Here is an 18228-nt window from a genome sequence, read left to right as displayed (position 1 = left end):
GCAATTCTCCCTAAGGCCGAACCAGCGTGTATCCGTTCTCGGTCAGCCGCAGGATCTGCGCGACCCCGACCTGCACCGGCGTGGCGACGGGGATGTAGTCCGGCCGCTTCCCATTCTCGCGCTCGATCGTATCGACGGTGTTGAGGCAGATATCGACCCGCACGCCCTGCGCGACCAGGCTTTCGACCAGCTTGCGGTTCGGGTTGTCGGGCTTGAGCAGGTCGATGCCCGGGCCGAAGGCGACGATCTCGATCGCGATCTTGTCGGGATCGTAGCGCTTCATCAGATTGTTGGCGACGCTGATCACGAGACCCTGCTTCTTCGGATCGTTGTCGGAGAGCTGCAGCACGATCTTGTGCTCGGCAAACGGCTTGTCCTGCAGCGGCGGCTCCTGCTGGGCGTAGGTCGGCGGCGCCGCGAGGGCGATCAGCGCAAGGCAAAGCATCGTGGTGATCGCCTGCCGCATCGTCATCCTTGCCTCACGATACCCGGATTGTCGTCGACGCCCTTCAGCGTCACGCCCGGCGCGGCACGGTTCGGCGGCCGGCCGGCGCGCAGGTGCTTTGCGACGATATCCCAGATCGGCGCGCCCTTCTGTTCGTTGACCGACGCCCAGCCCGCGACCTTGTAGCTCTTGCGGGCTTCGAGATGCTTGCCGTTGGCGAGCTTCAGCTCGGAGATGCGCTTGCCGACGGTTTCCGCCGGCGCGCAGGTGTAGGCGAGGCCGCCGACGCGGACCATGTCGCCGCCCTGCTGATGATAGGGGTCGGCGTTGAACAAATTGTCGCAAACGTCTTCCAGCACGTCCTTGATCTGGCTGCCGGTCATGGTCGTGACGTAGGTCTCGGGATAGGTGATTGCGGTTTCCGACAGCACGTCTTCCATGGTCAGCGGCTGGCCGGCGAGCATGGTAAGACCCCAGCGGAAGCCCGGCGACAGTGCGATCTGGGCATCGAGCTCGTTCAACATCGCGTCGCAGATCAACTGGTCGACGGTGCCGGAGAAATTGTCGCGGCGGTAGAGCAGGCGGTCGGCGGAGGCGAGCTTGTCGCTCCACTCGCCGACATACGGCTCGCGTACCCGGTCGATCAGCCCCTGCATCGCAGGGTCGGGCTTCAACAGCTCAGAGAACACCGGCAGCAGCCGGTAACGCACATTGGCGACCTTGCCCTTGGCGAGGTCGAGATCGAGCACGCCCAGAAATTTGCCGTTCGAGCCGGCGTTGGTGACCAGCGTCACGCCGCCGGCATTGGTCACCGTGATCGGCAGCGGGATCGCATCATGGGTGTGACCGCCGAGGATGACGTCGATGCCGGTGACGCGGCTCGCAAGCTTGAGGTCGACATCCATGCCGTTGTGCGACAGCAGGATCACCGCCTCGACCTTGTCGTTGTTGCGGTGAAAGTCGACGAGCTTCTGCAACTCCTCGTCGCGGATGCCGAAGGTCCAGTCCGGCGTGAAGCGCCTGGGATGCGCGATCGGCACGTAGGGAAATGCCTGGCCGATGATCGCGATGCGGTGGCCGCCGATCTCCTTGACGACAGACGGCTTGAAGACGCGCCCCGACGCCGGGTCGAACGCCTTGGCGTCGTTGAACGCGGCTTCCTCGGTCAGGAACACGTTCTGCGCCAGGAACTCGCCCTTGAAGCGGGCGAGATTGTCGCGCAGCGCCTGTTCGCCATAGGTGAATTCCCAATGGCCGGTCATCGCCTCGATGCCGAGCAGGTTGGCAGCCTCGACCATGTCGGCGCCCTTCACGGCGTTGGCGAGCCCGGTGCCCTGCCAGAGGTCGCCGCCGTCGAGCAGAATCGAACGGCCCTGGCCGGCATCGGCGCGCAGCTTGTCGATCAGCGTCTTCAGATGCGCAAAGCCGCCCAGCCTGCCGAAGCGGCTAGCTGCCTTCTCGAACTCGACGCTGGTGAAGGCATAGGCATCGGCGCTGTCGGGCCGGATGCCGAAACGGTCGAGGAACGCCTTGCCGACCAGATGCGGCGGCTGGCCGGCCATCGCGCCGACGCCGAGATTGACGCTGGGCTCGCGAAAGAACACCGGCCTGAGCTGCGCGTGCGTATCCGTCATGTGCAGGACGCGCGCATTGCCGAAGCGTTCGAGATCGTAGACGCTTGCGGTGTCGGCGCTGCGCGCAAAGCGCGCCGGCAGGCCGGCCGTCAGCGTTGCGGCGGCCGTCGCTCTCAAGAAATCCCGGCGGCGGATGATCATGATTTTCTCCGCCCGGCCCGCTTCACCTCTCCCCATCGGGGAGAGGTCGGCGCGCAGCGCCGGGTGAGGGGCCGCGGGCCACACGAGAGAATGTAACCCTTCACCCGCGCCTTTGGCGCGGCCTCTCCCGATGAGAGAGGTGTAGCACCGGCGATGCGGAATGAGTTCATTGTCATCTCAACATACATCAGCGAATTTCCATGTCCTTCCAGCGTTGCTTCTCGCTGGTGGCCTGGAAGATCGAGGCCTTTGCCAGTGCTTCCGCTTCCTTGGCCTGCGCGACCGCGGTGTCGAAGTCGCCGGTGTCGGCGGCCTTTTTCGCCGCAGCCAGCTTCGAGGCGGTGGTGGTCCACTGGTTGCGCAGCGAGCCGGCTTCCTTGTTGGCGGCTTCGGCTGCGGCATAGGCCGCCTTGTAGTCGGCCTCGGAGGCGGCGAGGGCGCTCGCTCCGTTCGCGATCAGCAGCACGGCTGCGAAGATGGTCGCCGTTCTCATGGCCGCGCTCCCGGACCCGAGATCGGCAGCCCGTTGCTGACATAGGAGAGATAGTATTCGAGGTTGCGATACTCGTCGTCCTGCGGGTTGAGCGGCACGGCGCGGGTCTGGCTGTTGCAGCTGGTGAAGCGGCGGCTGATCGTGCCCATGCCGCTCCATTCCGAGCGGTAGATCGGCATCGCGTTCAGGATGCCGAGCGCCGGCGCCAGCACCTCGGCGCGGATCCGCTCGCCCGGACTCTGCACATGGCAGGTCGCGCAGGAGAAATTGAGCTGGCCGCGGCGGGTATAGAAATATTCCTTGCCCTTCTGATAGGCCTCGAGCGCGCGCGGATCGTTCGGGATCTTGATGTCCATCGGCTTGCCGCGCGAGGTGAAGGCCATGTAGGCGGTGAGCGCCGCCATGTCGTCCTTCACATAGGACAACGGCGCCTCGCCATTGGCCTCGCGGCAGCGATTAAGCGCGAGCTCGAGCGTGACGACCTTGCCCTCCTTCTCGTCGAAATAGGGATAGTTCTGGCGGATGCCGATGCCCTTGTTCGGGAAACAGTCGGCGTAGGTCTTGCCGTTCTTGAACGGCTTCGAAAACATCTCCTTGCCGGCCTCGAGCGAGAACTCGTAGGGCGGAAACTCTTCCTTCTCTTCCCACTGCTTGTGCAGGTCCTCATTCATCGAATAGGGACCGTTGACGAAATCCTCCAGCTTCAGCTTGGGGAATTTGGTGGTGAAGTATTTTTGGAAGGCGGCCTTGTCGGCCACAGGATCGATCTTGTCCGCCGCGCGCGTTGAAGGCGCGAACGCCAGCACGCCCAACCCGAGCGCTGCGGTTGCGACATGAATGGCAAGGCGCGGCGTCATTGAATCTTCGCCGTGGTGCTGTCGGTCGCACCCTTGTTGTCGACCCAGCTGATCTTCAGATCGTCGCCCTTCTTGCCGCCCTTGAAGGCGAACTTGACATAGGGGTCCTTGGAGACGCCGCCGCCCCAGTCCGCGATGAACACAGGCTTGCCGTCATGCTCGAAGGTCAGCTGCTGGATGAAATGCGGCGGAATGATCTCGCCCTTGGCGTCCTTGACGAAGCCGGAATCCATCGGATGCTGGATCAGCGCCTGCACCTCGGTGGTCTCACCGTTTGACGTGGCGCGCACGCGAATGCTCGATGCCATCGGATTATTCCTTTATAGTTTGCGCATGATCTTGTCGGAAAACCGGTTCCCACTTTTCCGGATCATGCGTGGTCAGCCGCCGCAGCCGCCGACGGTGACCTTGACCTCCTTGGTGGCGCTGTAGAGCTTGCCTCCGGCCTCGACGATCACGATCACATTGCTGGTCTTCGCCATCTTGATGCGGTTGGAGACGCTCGGCAACGTGCCTGCCGGAATTCTGTAGGAGGCCACCAGTGCGATCGGGTTCTCGCTGACCAGGAACGAGATCGAAGTCACGTCGGCGAGCGTCGTGGTGGCCGAGATCGGCACCACCGCGCCGTTCTCGGCGATCTCAGGCGCGTCCATCTTCACCTTGTCGGACGGTTCGGCCGTCTTGCCATAGAGCGCCTTGATCGCGTCGGCCTCGTTCTTCTGCTTGAACGCCTCGGTCGGATAGGGGTCGTTGGCGGCCGCGAGCGCCTGCCGTACGTCGAACGGGATGACGCCGAGGCCGATCAGCGCGGCGACACCAGCGCCCTTCAGCACCAGGCGGCGCGTCCCGGAAAATTCGTTGGTCGTGATGCTCATTCCAAATACTCCTAAAACGACCGTCGCGGCGTCACAGCGTCTGCAGGAAATCCACCACCGCGCTGATCTCCTTCTCGGTCAGGATCCGGTTTCGTCCGAACGGAGGCATCACGGTCAGCGGGTTGCGCTTGGTCTCGTCTGACACGATCGCGGTCAGCTCGTCGCGGCTGTATTTCTTCTTGAGGTCGGTCAGCGCAGGGCCGATCGTGCCGGGCAGGTCGCCGCCCTTGATCACATGGCAGGTCAGGCAGTTGCCCTTGCCGCGGTCGAAGGCGAGCTTCTGGCCCTCGGCGGCGGACTGGGCCTGCGCGGGTGCAGCCATTCCCGCAGCTGCCAGCAGCGCCAGGACGAGGGCCGGCTTGGAGAAGTTGGCGATCAAGGGTGTTTCCCGGGCTTCAATCTCGATGATCCCATCGCAATATCGCAATATTAGAGAGTGGAAAGCACAAAGGCGATCGATTGGCAATGTGCAGGACAAGCGCGTCGCGTCGGGGGGTAACGTCGGCGCGATGCACCGCGATGGCGCGCGGAACCAGGCCGTGTTGCACGCCTTCAGCCTGTCATGGTCGTGCGGTTGAGTTAGGGTTGAGCCGAGGAGGGCGCGGTGGCGGAGTATGTCGCAGAGTTCGGCAAGGATGGCCAGCCGGGGGAGGCGGATGGACGGCTCGATGCGGCCGCGTTCCACCGCAACCATCAGCCGATCTGGACGGTGCTGCAGCCGTTTCTGGCCGGCCAGTCCGGTGACGTGCTGGAAGCCGGCAGCGGCACCGGACAGCATGTCGTGCATTTCGCGCGTCATACGCCCGACATCACCTGGTGGCCGAGCGATCTCCACGCGGCGCATTTGAGGAGCATCGCGGCGTGGCGTGCCCATGCGGGCCTCCCCCAACATCCGACCGCCCCAGCGGATCGACCTGTCGGATCCGGAATGGTCGCCTGTGCCATCAGGGGGCAGCGACCCGGACAAGCTGCTCGCGATCTTCTGCGCCAACGTGATCCACATTGCGCCCTGGCGCGTCGCCGAGGGCCTGTTCGCCGGTGCTAACAGGCATTTGCGCCTCGGCGGCCGGCTGTTCCTCTACGGTCCGTTCAAGCGCGACGGCAAGCACACCGCGCTCAGCAATGCAGTGTTCGACACCTCGTTGCGGGGGCGTGACGCGGAGTGGGGCGTGCGCGATATCGCCGACCTCAAAAAACTGGCCAGGAGCGTCGGCCTGAAGTTGGCTGACGCGTTCGAGATGCCGGCCAACAACATGATTCTGGCGTTCGCGCGGGACTAGCTGCTGCGCTCACCGGTCGCCGTCGATTCCAGCCGATCTTGTCCTTCAGGAGGGCGTAGCGATAGGCCGCCGGGATGATGCGGAGCTCGGCTTGCGGGTCCATGTCCGCTCTTCCGCCTGACAATGTGTCATTTGACACACCCCTGTGTGTTAAATAGCATACCTCAACAACGGAGGCCAGAATGAAGAGGCGGCTTTATCCGGCGGTGCTGGAGCGCGGTCCGCGCGGTCCGCGCGGTGCGTTCGGCGCATGGTTTCCCGATTTTCCGGGCTGTGTGGCCGGAGGCAGATCGCAGGAAGAGGCGATCGAACGCGCCGAGCATGCGTTGGCGCAGGCGGTCGACGGCTGGGTCGAGCAGGGTCGCGTGCTGCCGGAGCCGACGCCGATCGAGCAGATCGTGGCTCCGAAGGGCTCCGACGTCGCCGCCTACTTCATCGTCGGTGTGGATCCGCCTGATCCGTCCGAGAGGGTGAATGTCTATCTGCCGAAGAGCCTGATCGTGCGGATCGACAAGCGCGCCGCCGAGCTCGGCATGAGCCGCTCGAGCTTTTTCGGTTTTGCGAGCTCGCTTGCGCTCGAATGGCCGGGCGGATATCCACGCGGCGCCCCGATCGCGCCACGTTCCAAGGTGCACAAGACCGGCGCGTTGCGCGCCGGGAAGCGGCCGGCCAAGAAGCTGGTGCGATAGGGACGCGCGACAGCAATCCTGGTCGAGAGGAAGCAGGATGGGTTCTTCCTCGCTGACGCTCCTCGCTATGACCGGAAAGACGAGCGAAGCGAAGCAATCCATCGCGCGGCGTACGCGGAAGTATGGATTGCTTGGTCGCTTTCGCTCCTCGCAATGACGGACTGCATGCATTCACCGCCTCTGAGGAGCCGTGAAGCGGCGTCTCGATGCGCGACGGTCCGGACGGTGGCCGTGCATCCTTCGCGGCTCGCCCAGCAGTGCAAATGCGCTGCAAAGCTCGCGCCTCAAGATGACGGAACGGGCAGAATGATCTGCTGAGCCGCATTTCATTGCATTCTCGCATGGGGTGCGCCCATTTGCGTCGGTTGATCGCGCCGAGCCCGCTCTTCATAGTGCCGGCAACAGGGGGCTCCCGCCGGGGGACGCTCAGGGCGGGAATGCCGATGACCGACGTGACAGCTTTGGACGAAGCGGCCGACGACGCGCGGGCGCGCGGCAACGTATTGCGGCTCGCCGCGGCGCAGGCGCTGACCGGCGCCAATTCGGCCGTGATCTTCGCCACCGGTTCGATCGTCGGCGCCACGCTGGCACCGAGCATCTCGCTCGCGACGGTGCCGCTCTCGATGTATGTGCTCGGGCTTGCCGCTGGCACGCTGCCGACCGGCGCGATCTCGCGGGCCTATGGCCGCCGTGTCGCCTTCATCATCGGCACCGGCTGCGGCACGCTCACCGGCTTGCTCGGTGCCTGGGCCATCCTGCACGCGTCGTTCTGGCTGTTCTGCGGCGCGACCTTCCTCGGAGGACTCTACGGCGCCGTGGCGCAATCCTATCGCTTCGCGGCGGCCGATGGCGCGAGCGCCGAGTTTCGGCCCAAGGCGGTGTCGTGGGTGATGGCCGGCGGCGTGTTCGCCGGCGTGCTCGGGCCGCAGCTCGTGCAATGGACCATGGACGTCTGGCCGCCCTATCTGTTCGCCTTCTCCTTTGTGATGCAGGCGCTGGTTGCGCTGGTCGCGATGGCGGTGCTGTCCGGCGTCGATGCGCCGAAGCCCGCGGCGGCGGACCTGCATGGCGGCCGTCCGCTGCTCGAGATCGCGAAGCAGCCGCGCTTCATTGCCGCCGCGCTGTGCGGCGTGATCGCCTATCCGATGATGAACCTCGTGATGACTTCGGCGCCGCTCGCCATGAAGATGTGCGGGCTCACGGTGAGTGACTCCAATTTCGGCATTCAATGGCACATCGTGGCGATGTACGGCCCGAGCTTCTTCACCGGCTCTCTGATCGCGCGGTTCGGCGCGCCGGTGATCGTCGCGCTCGGCCTGATCCTCGAAGCGGTGGCCGCGATGATCGGGCTGTCCGGCATCACCGCACCGCACTTCTGGGCGACGCTGATCGTGCTCGGGGTCGGCTGGAATTTCGCTTTCGTGGGTGCCTCCGCGCTGGTGCTGGAAACCCACCGGCCGCAGGAACGCAACAAGGTGCAGGCCTTCAACGATTTCCTCGTCTTCGGCATGATGGCGATCGGCTCGTTCTCCTCAGGCCAGTTGCTCGCCCACTACGGCTGGAACGCCGTCAACATGGTGGTGTTCCCGCCGGTGCTGCTCGGCCTCGTCGTGCTGTCGCTCGTGTCGTTCGCCAAACGCCGAGCGAAATTACGGGCGATGGACGAGATTCCGGATCCCAGCGTCTAGGCAAGAGCCGGAAACGAAAAGGTGCGTTGCGGTCTTCCCGCAGGGGCATGCGCAGCAGGTCTCCTGCTGCCAATTGCTGACACTTCGATCTGAATCGAAGTGATTGCCTTGCGTGGCTATTTACATCGTCAGAACCGGCAATTCCCTGTCATGACGATGTGAGAAGCAAGAGCAACAAAATGGACGCATCCTCATACACCCCGCCCGATGAGACCTCGCTGCGCTACGAGGGCTGGCGCATCGTCGTCGTCTGCTTCCTGCTTGCAACCTTCGGCTGGGGGCTCGGCTTTTACGGCCAGAGCGTCTATGTCGCCGAGCTGCAGCGGCTGCACGGCTGGCCGGCGTCGCTGATCTCCTCGGGCACGACGTTCTTCTACCTGTTCGGCGCGGCGCTCGTTGCCTTCGTCAGCGAGGCGATCAAGGCGTTCGGCCCGCGCAAATGTTTGATCGCGGGCACGCTCGCGATGGCCGTCGCCTCTGTCGCGATCGGCGAGGTGCGCGAGCCCTGGCAGCTCTACCTCGCGGACGCCTTGCTCGCCTTCGGCTGGGCCGGCACCAGCCTCGCCATCATCACCAACACGCTCGGCCTGTGGTTCGACAAGAAGCGCGGCATGGCGATCAGTCTTGCGCTCAATGGCGCGAGCTTCGGCGGCATCGTCGGCGTGCCGCTGCTGGTCGCGGGAATTGGCGCGTTCGGCTTTTCGGGCGCGATGATCGCCGCCGCCGCGCTGCTGGTCGCGGTGATGGTGCCGGTGACCCTGATCTTCGTCGGGCCGCCGCCGGCTCATCTCCACGCGGTCACGTTGGCCGCCGCCGACGCGCCGTCGGCAACGCAGGTCCGCGCCCGGGCGCTGCGCGACATCAACTTCCTCTCGGTCTCGGTCGCATTTGCGCTGGTGCTGTTTGCCCAGGTCGGCTTCATCGTCCATCTGATCGCGTTCCTGGATCAGGTGATCGGGCGCGAGCGCGCCACGGTCGCGATCGCACTGTTGACCGCGATGGCGGTGGTCGGCCGCGTCTCGTTCTCCTTCGTGATCGACCGGCTGAACCAGCGGCTGGCATCGGCGCTGTCCTTTGCCAGCCAGGCCGTCGCGCTGCTCGTCATCATCAATCTGCACAACGATGTCGCGCAGATCGCCGCCTGCGGGCTGTTCGGTTTCTCCGTCGGCAACGTGATCACACTGCCGTCGCTGATCGTCCAGCGCGAGTTCGATCCGCGCACGTTCGGCGTGCTCGTCAGCCTGCTCACGGCGATCAACCAGATCACCTATTCCTTCGGCCCCGGCGTGATCGGATTGCTGCACGATCTTTCGGGCAGCTACACGCCGCCGTTCTATGGCTGCGTCGCTCTTGAGTTGATCGCCGCCGTCGCGATCATGATCCACCGGAGACCGTAGCCAGCGTCGCTTCGCGGTCCGGAATTTGTCCCAGCGAGCGCAAGTCCCGGATTGCGCTGCGCTTCATCCGGGCTACGGAATTATACCACCCGCTGCTTCAAGAGATCCTCGATGTCCAGCCGCCTGGTGAACATCGCGAGCTTGCCGTCGGCCGTGCGCGGCCATTCGGCCTCGGGCCGGTCCCAGTAGAGCTCGACGCCGTTCTCGTCGGGATCGCGCAGGTACAGGGCCTGGCTGACGCCGTGATCGCTGGCGCCGTCGAGCGGAATGCCGGCGGAGAGCACGCGGTGCAGCGCGTCGGCGAGCGCTGGGCGGCTCGGGTAGAGGATGGCGGTGTGGTACAGGCCGGTGGTGCCGGGCGGCGGCGGATGCCCGCCTTTGCTCTCCCAGGTGTTGAGGCCGATGTGGTGGTGATAGCCACCGGCCGAGATGAAGGCGGCGCCGGAACCCATGCGTTGTTGCAGTTCGAAGCCGAGCACGCCGCAATAGAACCCCAGCGCACGATCGAGATCGGCGACCTTGAGATGGACATGCCCGATCCGGGTGCCCGCGATGATGGGAGGGGTCTGCGACACGTTCTGGCTCCGCTGGCGTGTGGCTTCCCACCCGCGGGAAGCCTCTAAACCTAATATAATCAGAATCCGCGGATCGAAGAGCGGTCGATCCGGAAACCCAAGGTTTCCGGAAGCGTCTCAGTTGCGGGCCGGAGCCCGCTACTTATGCCAGTTCCGACAGTTCGCCGCCGGGTACCTCGAACTCGAACGTGTTCAGCGTCATCGACACCATGGTGTAGTAGCCGCACAACCCGATGATCTCGACGACGCCGCGCAGGCTCAACAGTTCGACCGCCTCGTCATACAGCGGCTTGGCCACGCCGTGGCCCTCGTGCAACGACTTGGCGAGCTCGTAGATCATCTTGGCCTTGGGATCGTCGAAGGTCGGGACGCGTCGCACCCGGATGTCTTCGATGATCTTCGGGTCGAGGCCGCCTTTCAGCGCCAGGCGCTTGTGCGCATACCATTCGTAATGCGCGGTCCAGTGCCGGGCAGTGACGAGGATCGCGATCTCCGACAGCTTTGCCGGAAAGATCGTGTCAAAGCGCAGCACCTCGCCAAGGCGCGTGGCATGCCGCGCCATCTCCGGGCTGTTGAGCCAAGCCATCATCGGCGCCGGCGGGGCCCCGCGCTTGCCGGCGATCGACTCATCATAGGTTTCTTTTTGGGCGGCGTTCATTTCGCCAGGCGAAAGGAGTTTGAGCCGCATGTCCGTTTCCTCTTGCTTTTCAATCGTTACCCCATCTCGCGCATACACCCGATCGGGCAAAGTGACCACCGACAGCAGAGCATGGCGCGGTCGCAAGACATATTGAATTCCACGGGGCGCTGGCTAAGGTCGATTCCAATTCGTCGATTTTTGACCGGAAACGCACAATGGCTGACCTCGAAAAATTCCGCAGTGAGACCCGCGCCTGGCTGGAGCAGAATTGCCCGCCGGAGATGCGCAAGCCGATGACGTCGGATGGCGACACGTTCTGGGGCGGCCGCAACGCCAAGTTATCCTCCGAAGCGCAACGCGTCTGGTTCGAGCGCATGCGCGACAAGGGCTGGACCGTGCCGCACTGGCCGAAGGAATATGGTGGCGGCGGCCTCGACGGCGAGGAGGCCAAGATCGTGCGCCAGGAGCTGGCGGCGATCGGCGCGCGGCAGCCGCTCACCTCGTTCGGCATCTCCATGCTCGGGCCGGCGCTGCTGAAATACGGCACCGAGGAACAAAAGAGGGAACATCTGCCGAAGATCACCGCCGGCCTGATCCGCTGGTGCCAGGGTTATTCCGAGCCGAATGCCGGTTCCGACCTTGCCTCGCTACAGACCCGCGCCGAGAGCGACGGCGACGACTACATCATCAACGGCCAGAAGATCTGGACCTCGTACGCGAACTATGCCGACTGGATCTTCTGCCTGGTCCGCACCGATCCGGCGGCGAAGAAGCATGACGGCATCAGCTTCATCCTGTTCGACATGACGTCGAAGGGCGTGTCCACCAAGCCGATCCTGTTGATCTCGGGCTATTCGCCGTTCTGCGAAACCTTCTTCGACAATGTGCGCGTGCCGAAGTCGCATGTCGTGGGTCAGGTCAACCGCGGCTGGGACGTCGCAAAATACCTGCTGCAGCACGAGCGCGCGATGATCTCGGGCATGGGCGAGCGCGGCGTCGGCCGTCCACTCGGCCAGATCGCGGCGGACTCCGTCGGCGCGGACGCGCAAGGTCGGCTAGACGATGCGCAACTGCGCAGCCAGATCGCGACCTTCGAGGTGGATGAAGCGGCACTCGCCGCGGCCGCGGAGCGCGCGGTCGATCTCGCCAAGGCCGGGCAGTCTCATCCGGCGTTCTCGTCGGCGATGAAATATTACGGTACCGAGCTCAACAAGCGCCGCTACGAGATCCTGATGTCGGCGGGCGGCATCGACGCGCTGGAATGGGAAAGCGAGCGCTCCAGGGGCGGCGCCCGGCCGCGCGCCTGGCTGCGCACCAAGGCCAACTCGATCGAGGGCGGCACCAGCGAGGTGATGCTCGGCATCGTCGCCAAGCGCATCCTCGATTTGCCGGGAGCGTGATCTTCACCTGACCGCCACCCCAACCCTCCCCCTTTTAGGGGGAGGGGGTTCAACCGTCGGAAAATTCATCGTCGTAGATTCGGAACCCATCAATGGCTCTCGTCCTCACCGAAGAACAATCCATGCTGCGCGACAGCGCGCGCGGCCTCATCAGCGACAAGGCGCCGGTGTCGCATCTGCGCCATCTGCGCGACAGCAAGGATGCCACCGGCTTCTCCCGCGAGCTCTGGAAGACCTTTGCCGAGATGGGCTTCTCCGGCCTGCTGGTGCCGGAGAAGTTCGGCGGCAGCGGGCTCGGCTGCGTCGAGGCCGGCATCGTCATGGAGGAGATCGGCCGCACCTTGATGCCGTCGCCGTTCCTCGCGACGTCCGTCGTAGCGGCGTCGGCGCTGTCGCGCGGCGGCAGCGAGGCGCAGAAGGCGCAGCATCTGCCGAAGATTTCCGATGGCTCATTGCTTGCCGCGCTCGCGATCGACGAGGGCGCCAAGCATCGCCCGCTGCAGACCAAGCTGCAGGCAGCGCGCTCCGGCAACGGCTTCAAGCTCACGGGCGACAAGGCGTTCGTGGTCGATGGCCACACCGCCGATCTGCTGATCGTCGCCGCGCGCACGGCGGGCGCCGCCGGCGACAAGAACGGGCTGACCCTGTTCCTGGTTGATCCGAAGGCCAAGGGGCTCGCTGTCGAGCGTACCGCGATGGTCGATTCACACAATGCGGCGCGCATCGTGTTCGACAATGTCGAGGTCAACGCCGATAGCGTGCTCGGCGAGGTCGATCAGGGTTTTGGGCTGCTCGAGGGTGTGCTCAATGTCGGCCGGGGCGCGGTCGCGTCCGAAATGGTGGGCCTGAGCGAAGAGGTGTTCGGCCGCACCGTGACCTATCTCAAGGAACGCAAGCAGTTCGGCAAGGCGATCGGTGAATTCCAGGCACTGCAGCACCGCGCCGCCCAGCTCTATATCGAGATCGAGATCACCCGCGCCGCTGTGCTGAAGGCGCTGCAGGCGCTCGATGCCGACGCCGACAAGGCGGGCACGGCGGTCGCGGTTGCCAAGGCGCGCGCCGGCACCACGGCGACGCAGGCCGTGCAGGAGGGCGTGCAGATGCATGGCGGCATGGGCATGACCGACCAGTTCGACATCGGCTTCTTCATGAAGCGCGCCCGCGTCTGCCAGGAACTGTTCGGCGACAGCAATTTCCACGCCGACCAGCTCGCACGGGCGAAGGGCTATTGAGCCGGCGCAAGGCGTCGCCATACATCACACTGTCATCGCCCGGCTTGACCGGGCGACCCAGTATTCCAGAGGCAGTCGTCTTTGAACGGACAGGCCGCGGCGTACTGGATCACCCGCTTTCGCGGGTGATGACAGTTGAGGCTGTGGCAGAGTGCGTCCGCTAAACCGCCGTCACCGGATCGGCGGCGCGTACTGGACGCCGCCGGCGTTCCAGAGCTGGTTCATGCCACGCGGGATCTTCAGGTTGGACCCGGCGCAAAGCGTCGCCACACATCACGCTGTCATCGCCCGGCTTGACCGGGCGACCCAGTATTCCAGAGGCAGTCGTCTTTGAGCGGATAGGCCGCGGCGTACTGGATCACCCGCTTTCGCGGGTGATGACAGTTAAGGCTGTGGCAGAGCGCGTCCGCTAAACCGCCGTCATCGGATCGGCGGAGCGTACTGCACGCCGCCCGCGTTCCAGAGCTGGTTCATGCCGCGCGGGATTTTCAGCTTGGACCCGGCACCAACGTTGCGGTCATAGACCTCGCCGTAATTGCCGACATGGCGGATGATGCGCACGGCCCAGTCCTTGGTCAGGCCGAGGTCCTCGCCGTAGCTGCCCTCGGTGCCGACCAGCCGCATCACCTCGGGCTTCTTCGACTTCAGCGCCTCGTCGATGTTCTTGGAGGTGACGCCGAGCTCCTCGGCGTTGATCATGGCGTAGAGCGTCCACTTCACGATCATCATCCAGTCGTCGTCGCGCAAGCGCACCACCGGCGCGAGCGGCTCTTTCGAGATGATGTCGGCCAGGATGACGTGGTCGTTCGGCTTGGAGAGGTTGAGCCGCAGCGCATAGAGCTGCGAGGCGTCCGAGGTCAGGGTATCGCACTGGCCGGAGTCGTAGGCCTTCACGACGTCGTCCAGCTTGTCGAACTTCATCTCCGTGTACTTCATGTTGTTGGCACGGAAGTAGTCGGCAAGGTTGAGCTGCGTCGTGGTGTTGGACTGCACGCAGACCTTGCTGCCGTTCAGGTCGAGCGCGGAATCGATATTGCGCGAGCGCGGCAGCATGAAGCCCTGACCGTCATAATAGGCGACCGCCGGGAAATAGAGGTCGTAGTTCGTCTCGCGCGACATGCTCCAGGTGGAGTTGCGCGAGAGGATGTCGACCTTGCGGTTTTGCAACTCCTTGAAGCGCTCGCTGGCGTCGAGCGGGACGAATTTCGCCTTCGATGGATCGTCGAAGATCGCCGACGCCACCGCGCGGCAGAAATCGACGTCGAAGCCGGTCCAATTCCCCTTGTCGTCGGGAATCGAGAAGCCGGGCAGGCCCTTGTTGACGCCGCACAGCACCTCGCCGCGGCGTAGCGTGCGCTTCAGCGTGCGTGTGTCGTAGCGCTCATAGGTGAAGGCGGCGGCCGCGACCAGCACGGCGACCGCGAGCCCGATCGTCAGGCCGCCTCGAAATGTACGCATGGATGTCTCTCGCCAATGAGGGAAAAGGGTAGGCTAACGAAGGTGGGCTGGAGGCTAGAGTTGGGGCTTCTGCCGGACGATCACCTTGGTGCCGACCGGGACGCGGTCGTACAAATCCATGACGTCGGCGTTGACGAGGCGGAAGCAGCCCGAGGAGATCGCGGTGCCGATCGTGTCGGGCTGGTTGGTGCCGTGGATGCGATAGACCGTGGTGCCCAGATACATCGCCCGTGCGCCGAGCGGATTGCCGGGGCCGCCGGCCATAAAGCGCGGCAGATAGGGCTGGCGCGCGATCATCTCCGACGGCGGCGTCCAGTCCGGCCACTCCGCCTTGCGGGTGATGTTCAGCAGGCCCTGCCACTGGAAGCCTTCGCGGCCGACGCCGATGCCGTAGCGCAGCGCGCGGCCATTGCCCTGCACGAGGTAAAGGTGGCGTTCGGCGGTGGAAATGATGATGGTGCCCGGCGCCTCGTTGGTGCGGTAGTACACGACCTGCTTCTGCCATTCCGGATCGAGCTGGTAGTTATCGTCGGGAACAAGGCCGGGCTCGTCGACGTCAGGGCGACTCTGCGCAAAGCCTTGCGACGTTGACAGCACCAGAACGATCGCGGCGGTCACCATCCAGACCAAGTGACGAAGTTTCGTCATGCACAGCTCTCCTTGTCGGCGCAGGCCAATTGCCTGCTCCACCCAAATCGCGCGAACATCAAATCTCAGTGACAGCTTGATGGCAAGTTTGGGGCACGCACAGGTGGTATCTCGCTGTAATGCTTCCCCTTTTTGGATCGTCGCGGTGGCCGCCCGCTAAACCTCATGTCGGCGCAATCCAGAGTCGCAGGGCGAAAGAGACCAGGGCCACCGTACCGACGCCGCCGAGCCAGAGCGCTGCAAACCACAGAAGGCGCTGGCCGAGCGGACGTGGAGCAGGATCCGATGGCATTAGTGATACCCGTGTCCGGGCCGGACCTTGCCGCGAAACACCCAATAGGCCCAGCCGGTATAACCGAGGATCAGCGGGATCAGCACCGCGACCCCGACCAGCATGAAGATCTGGCTGTTCTCCGGTGCGGCCGCCTGCCAGATCGTGATGCTCTGCGGCACGATGTACGGATACATGCTGATGCCGAGCCCTGCATAGGACAGCACGAACAGCGCAAGCGACAGGAAGAACGGCTGATAGTCGTATTTGTTGGTCAGCGCGCGCAGCAGCAGCACGGCGACGGCGGCAACCGCGATCGGTACCGGCGCGGTCAGGACGATGTTCGGCCAGGCGAACCAGCGATGGGTGTACTGCACATGCAGGAACGGCGTCGCGATGCTGACGGCGCCGATCGCGCAGAGCATCGCGATCAGGAGCACCCAGCTCAGATGATAGGCGCGGTCGCGCAATTCGCCTTCGGTCTTCATCACAAGCCAGGTCGCGCCAAGTAGCGCATAGCCGATCACGAGCGCCGCGCCGGTCAGGACGCTGAACGGCGTCAGCCAGTCCCACCAGCCGCCGGCATATTGGCGTCCCTCGACATGCACGCCCTGCAGGATCGCACCAAGTGCAATCCCCTGCGCCAGCGCCGCGAGCAGCGAGCCGCCGGCAAAGGCGAGATCCCACTTGTTGCGCGCCTTTTGCGTCCGCCAGCGGAATTCGAAGGCGACGCCGCGGAACACGAGGCCGAGCAGCATCGCGATGACAGGCGTGTAGAGCGCGGGCATCAGCACCGCATAGGCCAGCGGAAACGCCGCCATCATGCCGCCGCCGCCGAGCACCAGCCAGGTCTCGTTGCCGTCCCACACCGGCGCCACGCTGTTCATGATGACGTCGCGGTCGGTCTTCTGCGGGAACAACGGAAACAGAATGCCGAGGCCGAGATCGAAGCCGTCCATCACGACATAGACGAACACCGCAAAGGCGATGATGAAGGCCCAGATTGTGGCGAGGTCTGCGGCGAAGCTCATCGTGCGCCCTCCACGGCAGCGCCTGCGGCCGGCGTGATGCCGGCGGCGCGCGCCGGCAGGTCATGCGACGGGCCCTGCTCGCCATGATGCGGCGGCTGTGCCATCAGCCGCAGGATGTAGACCACGCCCGCGATGAACACGGCGAAATAGACGATGACGAAGGCGATCAGCGACGAGCCCACCGCAGGCGCGGCCAGCGGCGACACCGAATCGGCCGTTCGCAACAGCCCGTAAACGGTGAACGGCTGCCGCCCGGTCTCGGTGGTGATCCAGCCCGCGAGCACCGCGATGAAGCCGGCCGGCCCCATCACGACCGCGCACAGATGCAGCAGCCGCGTCTCGTACATTCTTCCGCGCCAGCGCATCACGAGGCTGAACAGGCCGAGACCCATGATCAGGAAGCCGAGGCCGACCATGACGCGGAACGCCCAGAAGGTGATCGGCACCGGCGGCCAGTTCTCGCGCGGCACGGTGTCGAGGCCGGCGAGCGGAGCGTCGAGCGAGTGTTTCAGGATCAGCGACGACAGCTTCGGCACCTCGATCGCATATTTCACCTTGGCATCGGCCATATCGGGCCAGCCGAACAGCACCAGCGGCGCGCCGTCCTTGTGGCTCTGGAAGTGGCCTTCCATCGCCATCACCTTGGCGGGCTGATGCTCCAGCGTATTGAGGCCGTGCTGATCGCCGGCGAGGATCTGGATCGGCGCCACCAGCGTTGCCATCCACATCGCCATCGAGAACATCACGCGGGGGCCCGCGAGATGCTGATCACGCAGCAGATGAAAGGCGCCGACCGCGCCGACCACGAGCGAGGTGGTGAGATAGGCCGCCAGCACCATGTGCACGAGACGGTAGGGGAATGACAGGTTGAAGATCGCCTTCAGCCAGTCGGCGGCGACGAATTGCCCGTCGGCATTGACGGCATAGCCCGCCGGCGTCTGCATCCAGGAATTGGCCGACAGGATCCAGAACGCCGAGATCAGCGTGCCGACCGCGACCATCAGCGTCGCCAGGAAATGCAGCTTGTGGCCGACGCGTTCGAGCCCGAACAGCATCACGCCGAGGAAACCCGCCTCGAGGAAGAACGCGGTCAGCACCTCATAGGCCATCATCGGGCCAATCACGGGGCCCGTCTTGTCGGCGAAAGCCGACCAGTTGGTGCCGAACTGATAGGACATCACGATGCCCGACACCACGCCCATGCCGAAAGCCACCGCGAAGATCTTCAGCCAGTAATTGAAGAGATTGATGTAGACCTCGCGCCCGGTAGCAAGCCACAGAGCTTCGAGCACTGCGAGGTAGCTCGCAAGCCCGATCGAGAATGCGGGGAACACGATGTGGAATGACATCGTGAAAGCAAACTGCGCGCGCGCGAGCGCAACCGCATCCCAACCTTCGAACATGACGCACCGTCCGTCGTCCATTCGGAGCGCGATCTTGCCCGAAGACCGCCTTCCGGTCTTCGGGACCGCGC

The 18228-nt window shown here is 64.5% G+C and carries 19 protein-coding genes and 1 pseudogene; 6 read left to right on the top strand and 14 right to left on the bottom strand.

All coding sequences use genetic code 11. The features are described from left to right. Window positions 1-10: 10 nt before the first annotated feature. The 7 genes from MTX19_RS38290 to soxX all read right to left on the bottom strand — a co-directional run bounded on the left by MTX19_RS38290 (window position 11) and on the right by soxX (window position 4767). On the bottom strand, window positions 11-472 hold the full coding sequence (locus MTX19_RS38290) for a hypothetical protein (protein ID WP_280981781.1): 462 nt from the start codon (window positions 470-472) through the stop codon (window positions 11-13). After that, a complete protein-coding gene (gene soxB / locus MTX19_RS38285) occupies window positions 469-2220 on the bottom strand; it encodes a thiosulfohydrolase SoxB (protein ID WP_280981780.1) in 1752 nt (583 codons plus the stop codon). The genes MTX19_RS38290 and soxB overlap by 4 nt, the downstream gene beginning before the upstream one ends. A gap of 187 nt (window positions 2221-2407) precedes the next feature. Then, window positions 2408-2713 carry a hypothetical protein gene (locus tag MTX19_RS38280; RefSeq protein ID WP_280981779.1) on the bottom strand — a complete coding sequence of 102 codons (306 nt, stop codon included), beginning with the start codon at window positions 2711-2713 and terminating at the stop codon, window positions 2408-2410. Continuing rightward, the gene (gene soxA / locus MTX19_RS38275; protein ID WP_280981778.1) at window positions 2710-3570 is read right to left on the bottom strand and encodes a sulfur oxidation c-type cytochrome SoxA; all 861 of its coding nucleotides are present in this window, start codon (window positions 3568-3570) and stop codon (window positions 2710-2712) included. The genes MTX19_RS38280 and soxA overlap by 4 nt, the downstream gene beginning before the upstream one ends. After that, window positions 3567-3878: a thiosulfate oxidation carrier complex protein SoxZ gene (gene soxZ / locus MTX19_RS38270; RefSeq protein WP_280975181.1), complete on the bottom strand. Its 312-nt coding sequence runs from the start codon at window positions 3876-3878 to the stop codon at window positions 3567-3569. Before soxZ ends, soxA begins: the two co-directional genes overlap by 4 nt. A gap of 72 nt (window positions 3879-3950) precedes the next feature. Continuing rightward, window positions 3951-4445 carry a thiosulfate oxidation carrier protein SoxY gene (gene soxY, locus MTX19_RS38265; protein WP_280981777.1) on the bottom strand — a complete coding sequence of 165 codons (495 nt, stop codon included), beginning with the start codon at window positions 4443-4445 and terminating at the stop codon, window positions 3951-3953. Between the two features lie 31 nt (window positions 4446-4476). Next, complete coding sequence (gene soxX, locus MTX19_RS38260) at window positions 4477-4767, bottom strand: sulfur oxidation c-type cytochrome SoxX (protein ID WP_280984633.1); 291 nt, start codon at window positions 4765-4767, stop codon at window positions 4477-4479. Window positions 4768-5049: 282 nt separating this feature from the next. On the opposite strand from soxX, the pseudogene MTX19_RS38255 reads away from it, so the two are divergent. The 4 genes and pseudogenes from MTX19_RS38255 (at window position 5050) to MTX19_RS38240 (ending at window position 9499) form a co-directional block, all read left to right on the top strand. After that, a pseudogene (locus tag MTX19_RS38255) lies at window positions 5050-5725 on the top strand (DUF938 domain-containing protein). A 182-nt stretch (window positions 5726-5907) separates the two neighbouring features. Then, window positions 5908-6414: a type II toxin-antitoxin system HicB family antitoxin gene (locus MTX19_RS38250; protein ID WP_280981776.1), complete on the top strand. Its 507-nt coding sequence runs from the start codon at window positions 5908-5910 to the stop codon at window positions 6412-6414. 443 nt (window positions 6415-6857) lie between these two features. Continuing rightward, window positions 6858-8102, top strand: a complete 1245-nt coding sequence (locus MTX19_RS38245) for an MFS transporter (RefSeq protein WP_280975185.1) — start codon at window positions 6858-6860, stop codon at window positions 8100-8102. A gap of 179 nt (window positions 8103-8281) precedes the next feature. Beyond that, the gene (locus tag MTX19_RS38240; RefSeq protein WP_280985757.1) at window positions 8282-9499 is read left to right on the top strand and encodes an MFS transporter; all 1218 of its coding nucleotides are present in this window, start codon (window positions 8282-8284) and stop codon (window positions 9497-9499) included. 80 nt (window positions 9500-9579) lie between these two features. On the opposite strand, the gene MTX19_RS38235 is transcribed toward MTX19_RS38240, so the two are convergent. Together MTX19_RS38235 and MTX19_RS38230 are read right to left on the bottom strand one after the other, a co-directional pair. Further along, the gene (locus tag MTX19_RS38235; protein ID WP_280981774.1) at window positions 9580-10074 is read right to left on the bottom strand and encodes a VOC family protein; all 495 of its coding nucleotides are present in this window, start codon (window positions 10072-10074) and stop codon (window positions 9580-9582) included. Window positions 10075-10216: 142 nt separating this feature from the next. Further along, a complete protein-coding gene (locus MTX19_RS38230; RefSeq protein WP_280975188.1) occupies window positions 10217-10762 on the bottom strand; it encodes a carboxymuconolactone decarboxylase family protein in 546 nt (181 codons plus the stop codon). Between the two features lie 167 nt (window positions 10763-10929). Here MTX19_RS38230 and MTX19_RS38225 point away from each other — a divergent pair, with 167 nt between their 5' ends. Beyond that, complete coding sequence (locus MTX19_RS38225) at window positions 10930-12114, top strand: acyl-CoA dehydrogenase family protein (RefSeq protein WP_280981773.1); 1185 nt, start codon at window positions 10930-10932, stop codon at window positions 12112-12114. A gap of 92 nt (window positions 12115-12206) precedes the next feature. After that, window positions 12207-13346: an acyl-CoA dehydrogenase family protein gene (locus MTX19_RS38220; RefSeq protein ID WP_280981772.1), complete on the top strand. Its 1140-nt coding sequence runs from the start codon at window positions 12207-12209 to the stop codon at window positions 13344-13346. Window positions 13347-13766: 420 nt separating this feature from the next. On the opposite strand, the gene MTX19_RS38215 is transcribed toward MTX19_RS38220, so the two are convergent. The 5 genes from MTX19_RS38215 to MTX19_RS38195 all read right to left on the bottom strand — a co-directional run bounded on the left by MTX19_RS38215 (window position 13767) and on the right by MTX19_RS38195 (window position 18157). Further along, on the bottom strand, window positions 13767-14804 hold the full coding sequence (locus tag MTX19_RS38215) for an amino acid ABC transporter substrate-binding protein (RefSeq protein WP_280981771.1): 1038 nt from the start codon (window positions 14802-14804) through the stop codon (window positions 13767-13769). A gap of 54 nt (window positions 14805-14858) precedes the next feature. Beyond that, entirely contained in the window at window positions 14859-15452 is a 594-nt protein-coding gene (locus tag MTX19_RS38210; RefSeq protein WP_280981770.1) for a L,D-transpeptidase, read from the bottom strand. Window positions 15453-15615: 163 nt separating this feature from the next. Beyond that, a complete protein-coding gene (locus MTX19_RS38205; protein WP_280981769.1) occupies window positions 15616-15744 on the bottom strand; it encodes a DUF2474 domain-containing protein in 129 nt (42 codons plus the stop codon). Further along, window positions 15744-16754, bottom strand: a complete 1011-nt coding sequence (gene cydB / locus MTX19_RS38200) for a cytochrome d ubiquinol oxidase subunit II (protein ID WP_280981768.1) — start codon at window positions 16752-16754, stop codon at window positions 15744-15746. Before cydB ends, MTX19_RS38205 begins: the two co-directional genes overlap by 1 nt. Beyond that, a complete protein-coding gene (locus MTX19_RS38195) occupies window positions 16751-18157 on the bottom strand; it encodes a cytochrome ubiquinol oxidase subunit I (protein ID WP_280981767.1) in 1407 nt (468 codons plus the stop codon). The genes cydB and MTX19_RS38195 overlap by 4 nt, the downstream gene beginning before the upstream one ends. Window positions 18158-18228 lie beyond the last annotated feature (71 nt).

It is taken from the genome of Bradyrhizobium sp. ISRA464, from assembly GCF_029910095.1.
GTDB lineage: Bacteria > Pseudomonadota > Alphaproteobacteria > Rhizobiales > Xanthobacteraceae > Bradyrhizobium.
The sequence above is the reverse complement of the archived record's forward strand: the minus strand, read 5'-3'. Positions and strand labels throughout refer to the sequence as shown.

Bases quoted from the DNA above. Each gene is read 5' to 3' on its own strand.
- MTX19_RS38215 (WP_280981771.1), bottom strand. From the start codon at position 14,804: ATGCGTACATTTCGAGGCGGCCTGACGATCGGGCTCGCGGTCGCCGTG.
- MTX19_RS38290 (WP_280981781.1), bottom strand. From the start codon at position 472: ATGACGATGCGGCAGGCGATCACCACGATGCTTTGCCTTGCGCTGATC.
- MTX19_RS38230 (WP_280975188.1), bottom strand. From the start codon at position 10,762: ATGCGGCTCAAACTCCTTTCGCCTGGCGAAATGAACGCCGCCCAAAAA.
- MTX19_RS38195 (WP_280981767.1), bottom strand. From the start codon at position 18,157: ATGTTCGAAGGTTGGGATGCGGTTGCGCTCGCGCGCGCGCAGTTTGCT.
- MTX19_RS38220 (WP_280981772.1), top strand. From the start codon at position 12,207: ATGGCTCTCGTCCTCACCGAAGAACAATCCATGCTGCGCGACAGCGCG.
- MTX19_RS38210 (WP_280981770.1), bottom strand. From the start codon at position 15,452: ATGACGAAACTTCGTCACTTGGTCTGGATGGTGACCGCCGCGATCGTT.
- soxZ (WP_280975181.1), bottom strand. From the start codon at position 3,878: ATGGCATCGAGCATTCGCGTGCGCGCCACGTCAAACGGTGAGACCACC.
- MTX19_RS38225 (WP_280981773.1), top strand. From the start codon at position 10,930: ATGGCTGACCTCGAAAAATTCCGCAGTGAGACCCGCGCCTGGCTGGAG.
- MTX19_RS38280 (WP_280981779.1), bottom strand. From the start codon at position 2,713: ATGAGAACGGCGACCATCTTCGCAGCCGTGCTGCTGATCGCGAACGGA.
- soxY (WP_280981777.1), bottom strand. From the start codon at position 4,445: ATGAGCATCACGACCAACGAATTTTCCGGGACGCGCCGCCTGGTGCTG.
- cydB (WP_280981768.1), bottom strand. From the start codon at position 16,754: ATGAGCTTCGCCGCAGACCTCGCCACAATCTGGGCCTTCATCATCGCC.
- MTX19_RS38245 (WP_280975185.1), top strand. From the start codon at position 6,858: ATGACCGACGTGACAGCTTTGGACGAAGCGGCCGACGACGCGCGGGCG.
- soxB (WP_280981780.1), bottom strand. From the start codon at position 2,220: ATGATCATCCGCCGCCGGGATTTCTTGAGAGCGACGGCCGCCGCAACG.
- MTX19_RS38205 (WP_280981769.1), bottom strand. From the start codon at position 15,744: ATGCCATCGGATCCTGCTCCACGTCCGCTCGGCCAGCGCCTTCTGTGG.
- MTX19_RS38250 (WP_280981776.1), top strand. From the start codon at position 5,908: ATGAAGAGGCGGCTTTATCCGGCGGTGCTGGAGCGCGGTCCGCGCGGT.
- MTX19_RS38240 (WP_280985757.1), top strand. From the start codon at position 8,282: ATGGACGCATCCTCATACACCCCGCCCGATGAGACCTCGCTGCGCTAC.
- soxX (WP_280984633.1), bottom strand. From the start codon at position 4,767: ATGGCTGCACCCGCGCAGGCCCAGTCCGCCGCCGAGGGCCAGAAGCTC.
- soxA (WP_280981778.1), bottom strand. From the start codon at position 3,570: ATGACGCCGCGCCTTGCCATTCATGTCGCAACCGCAGCGCTCGGGTTG.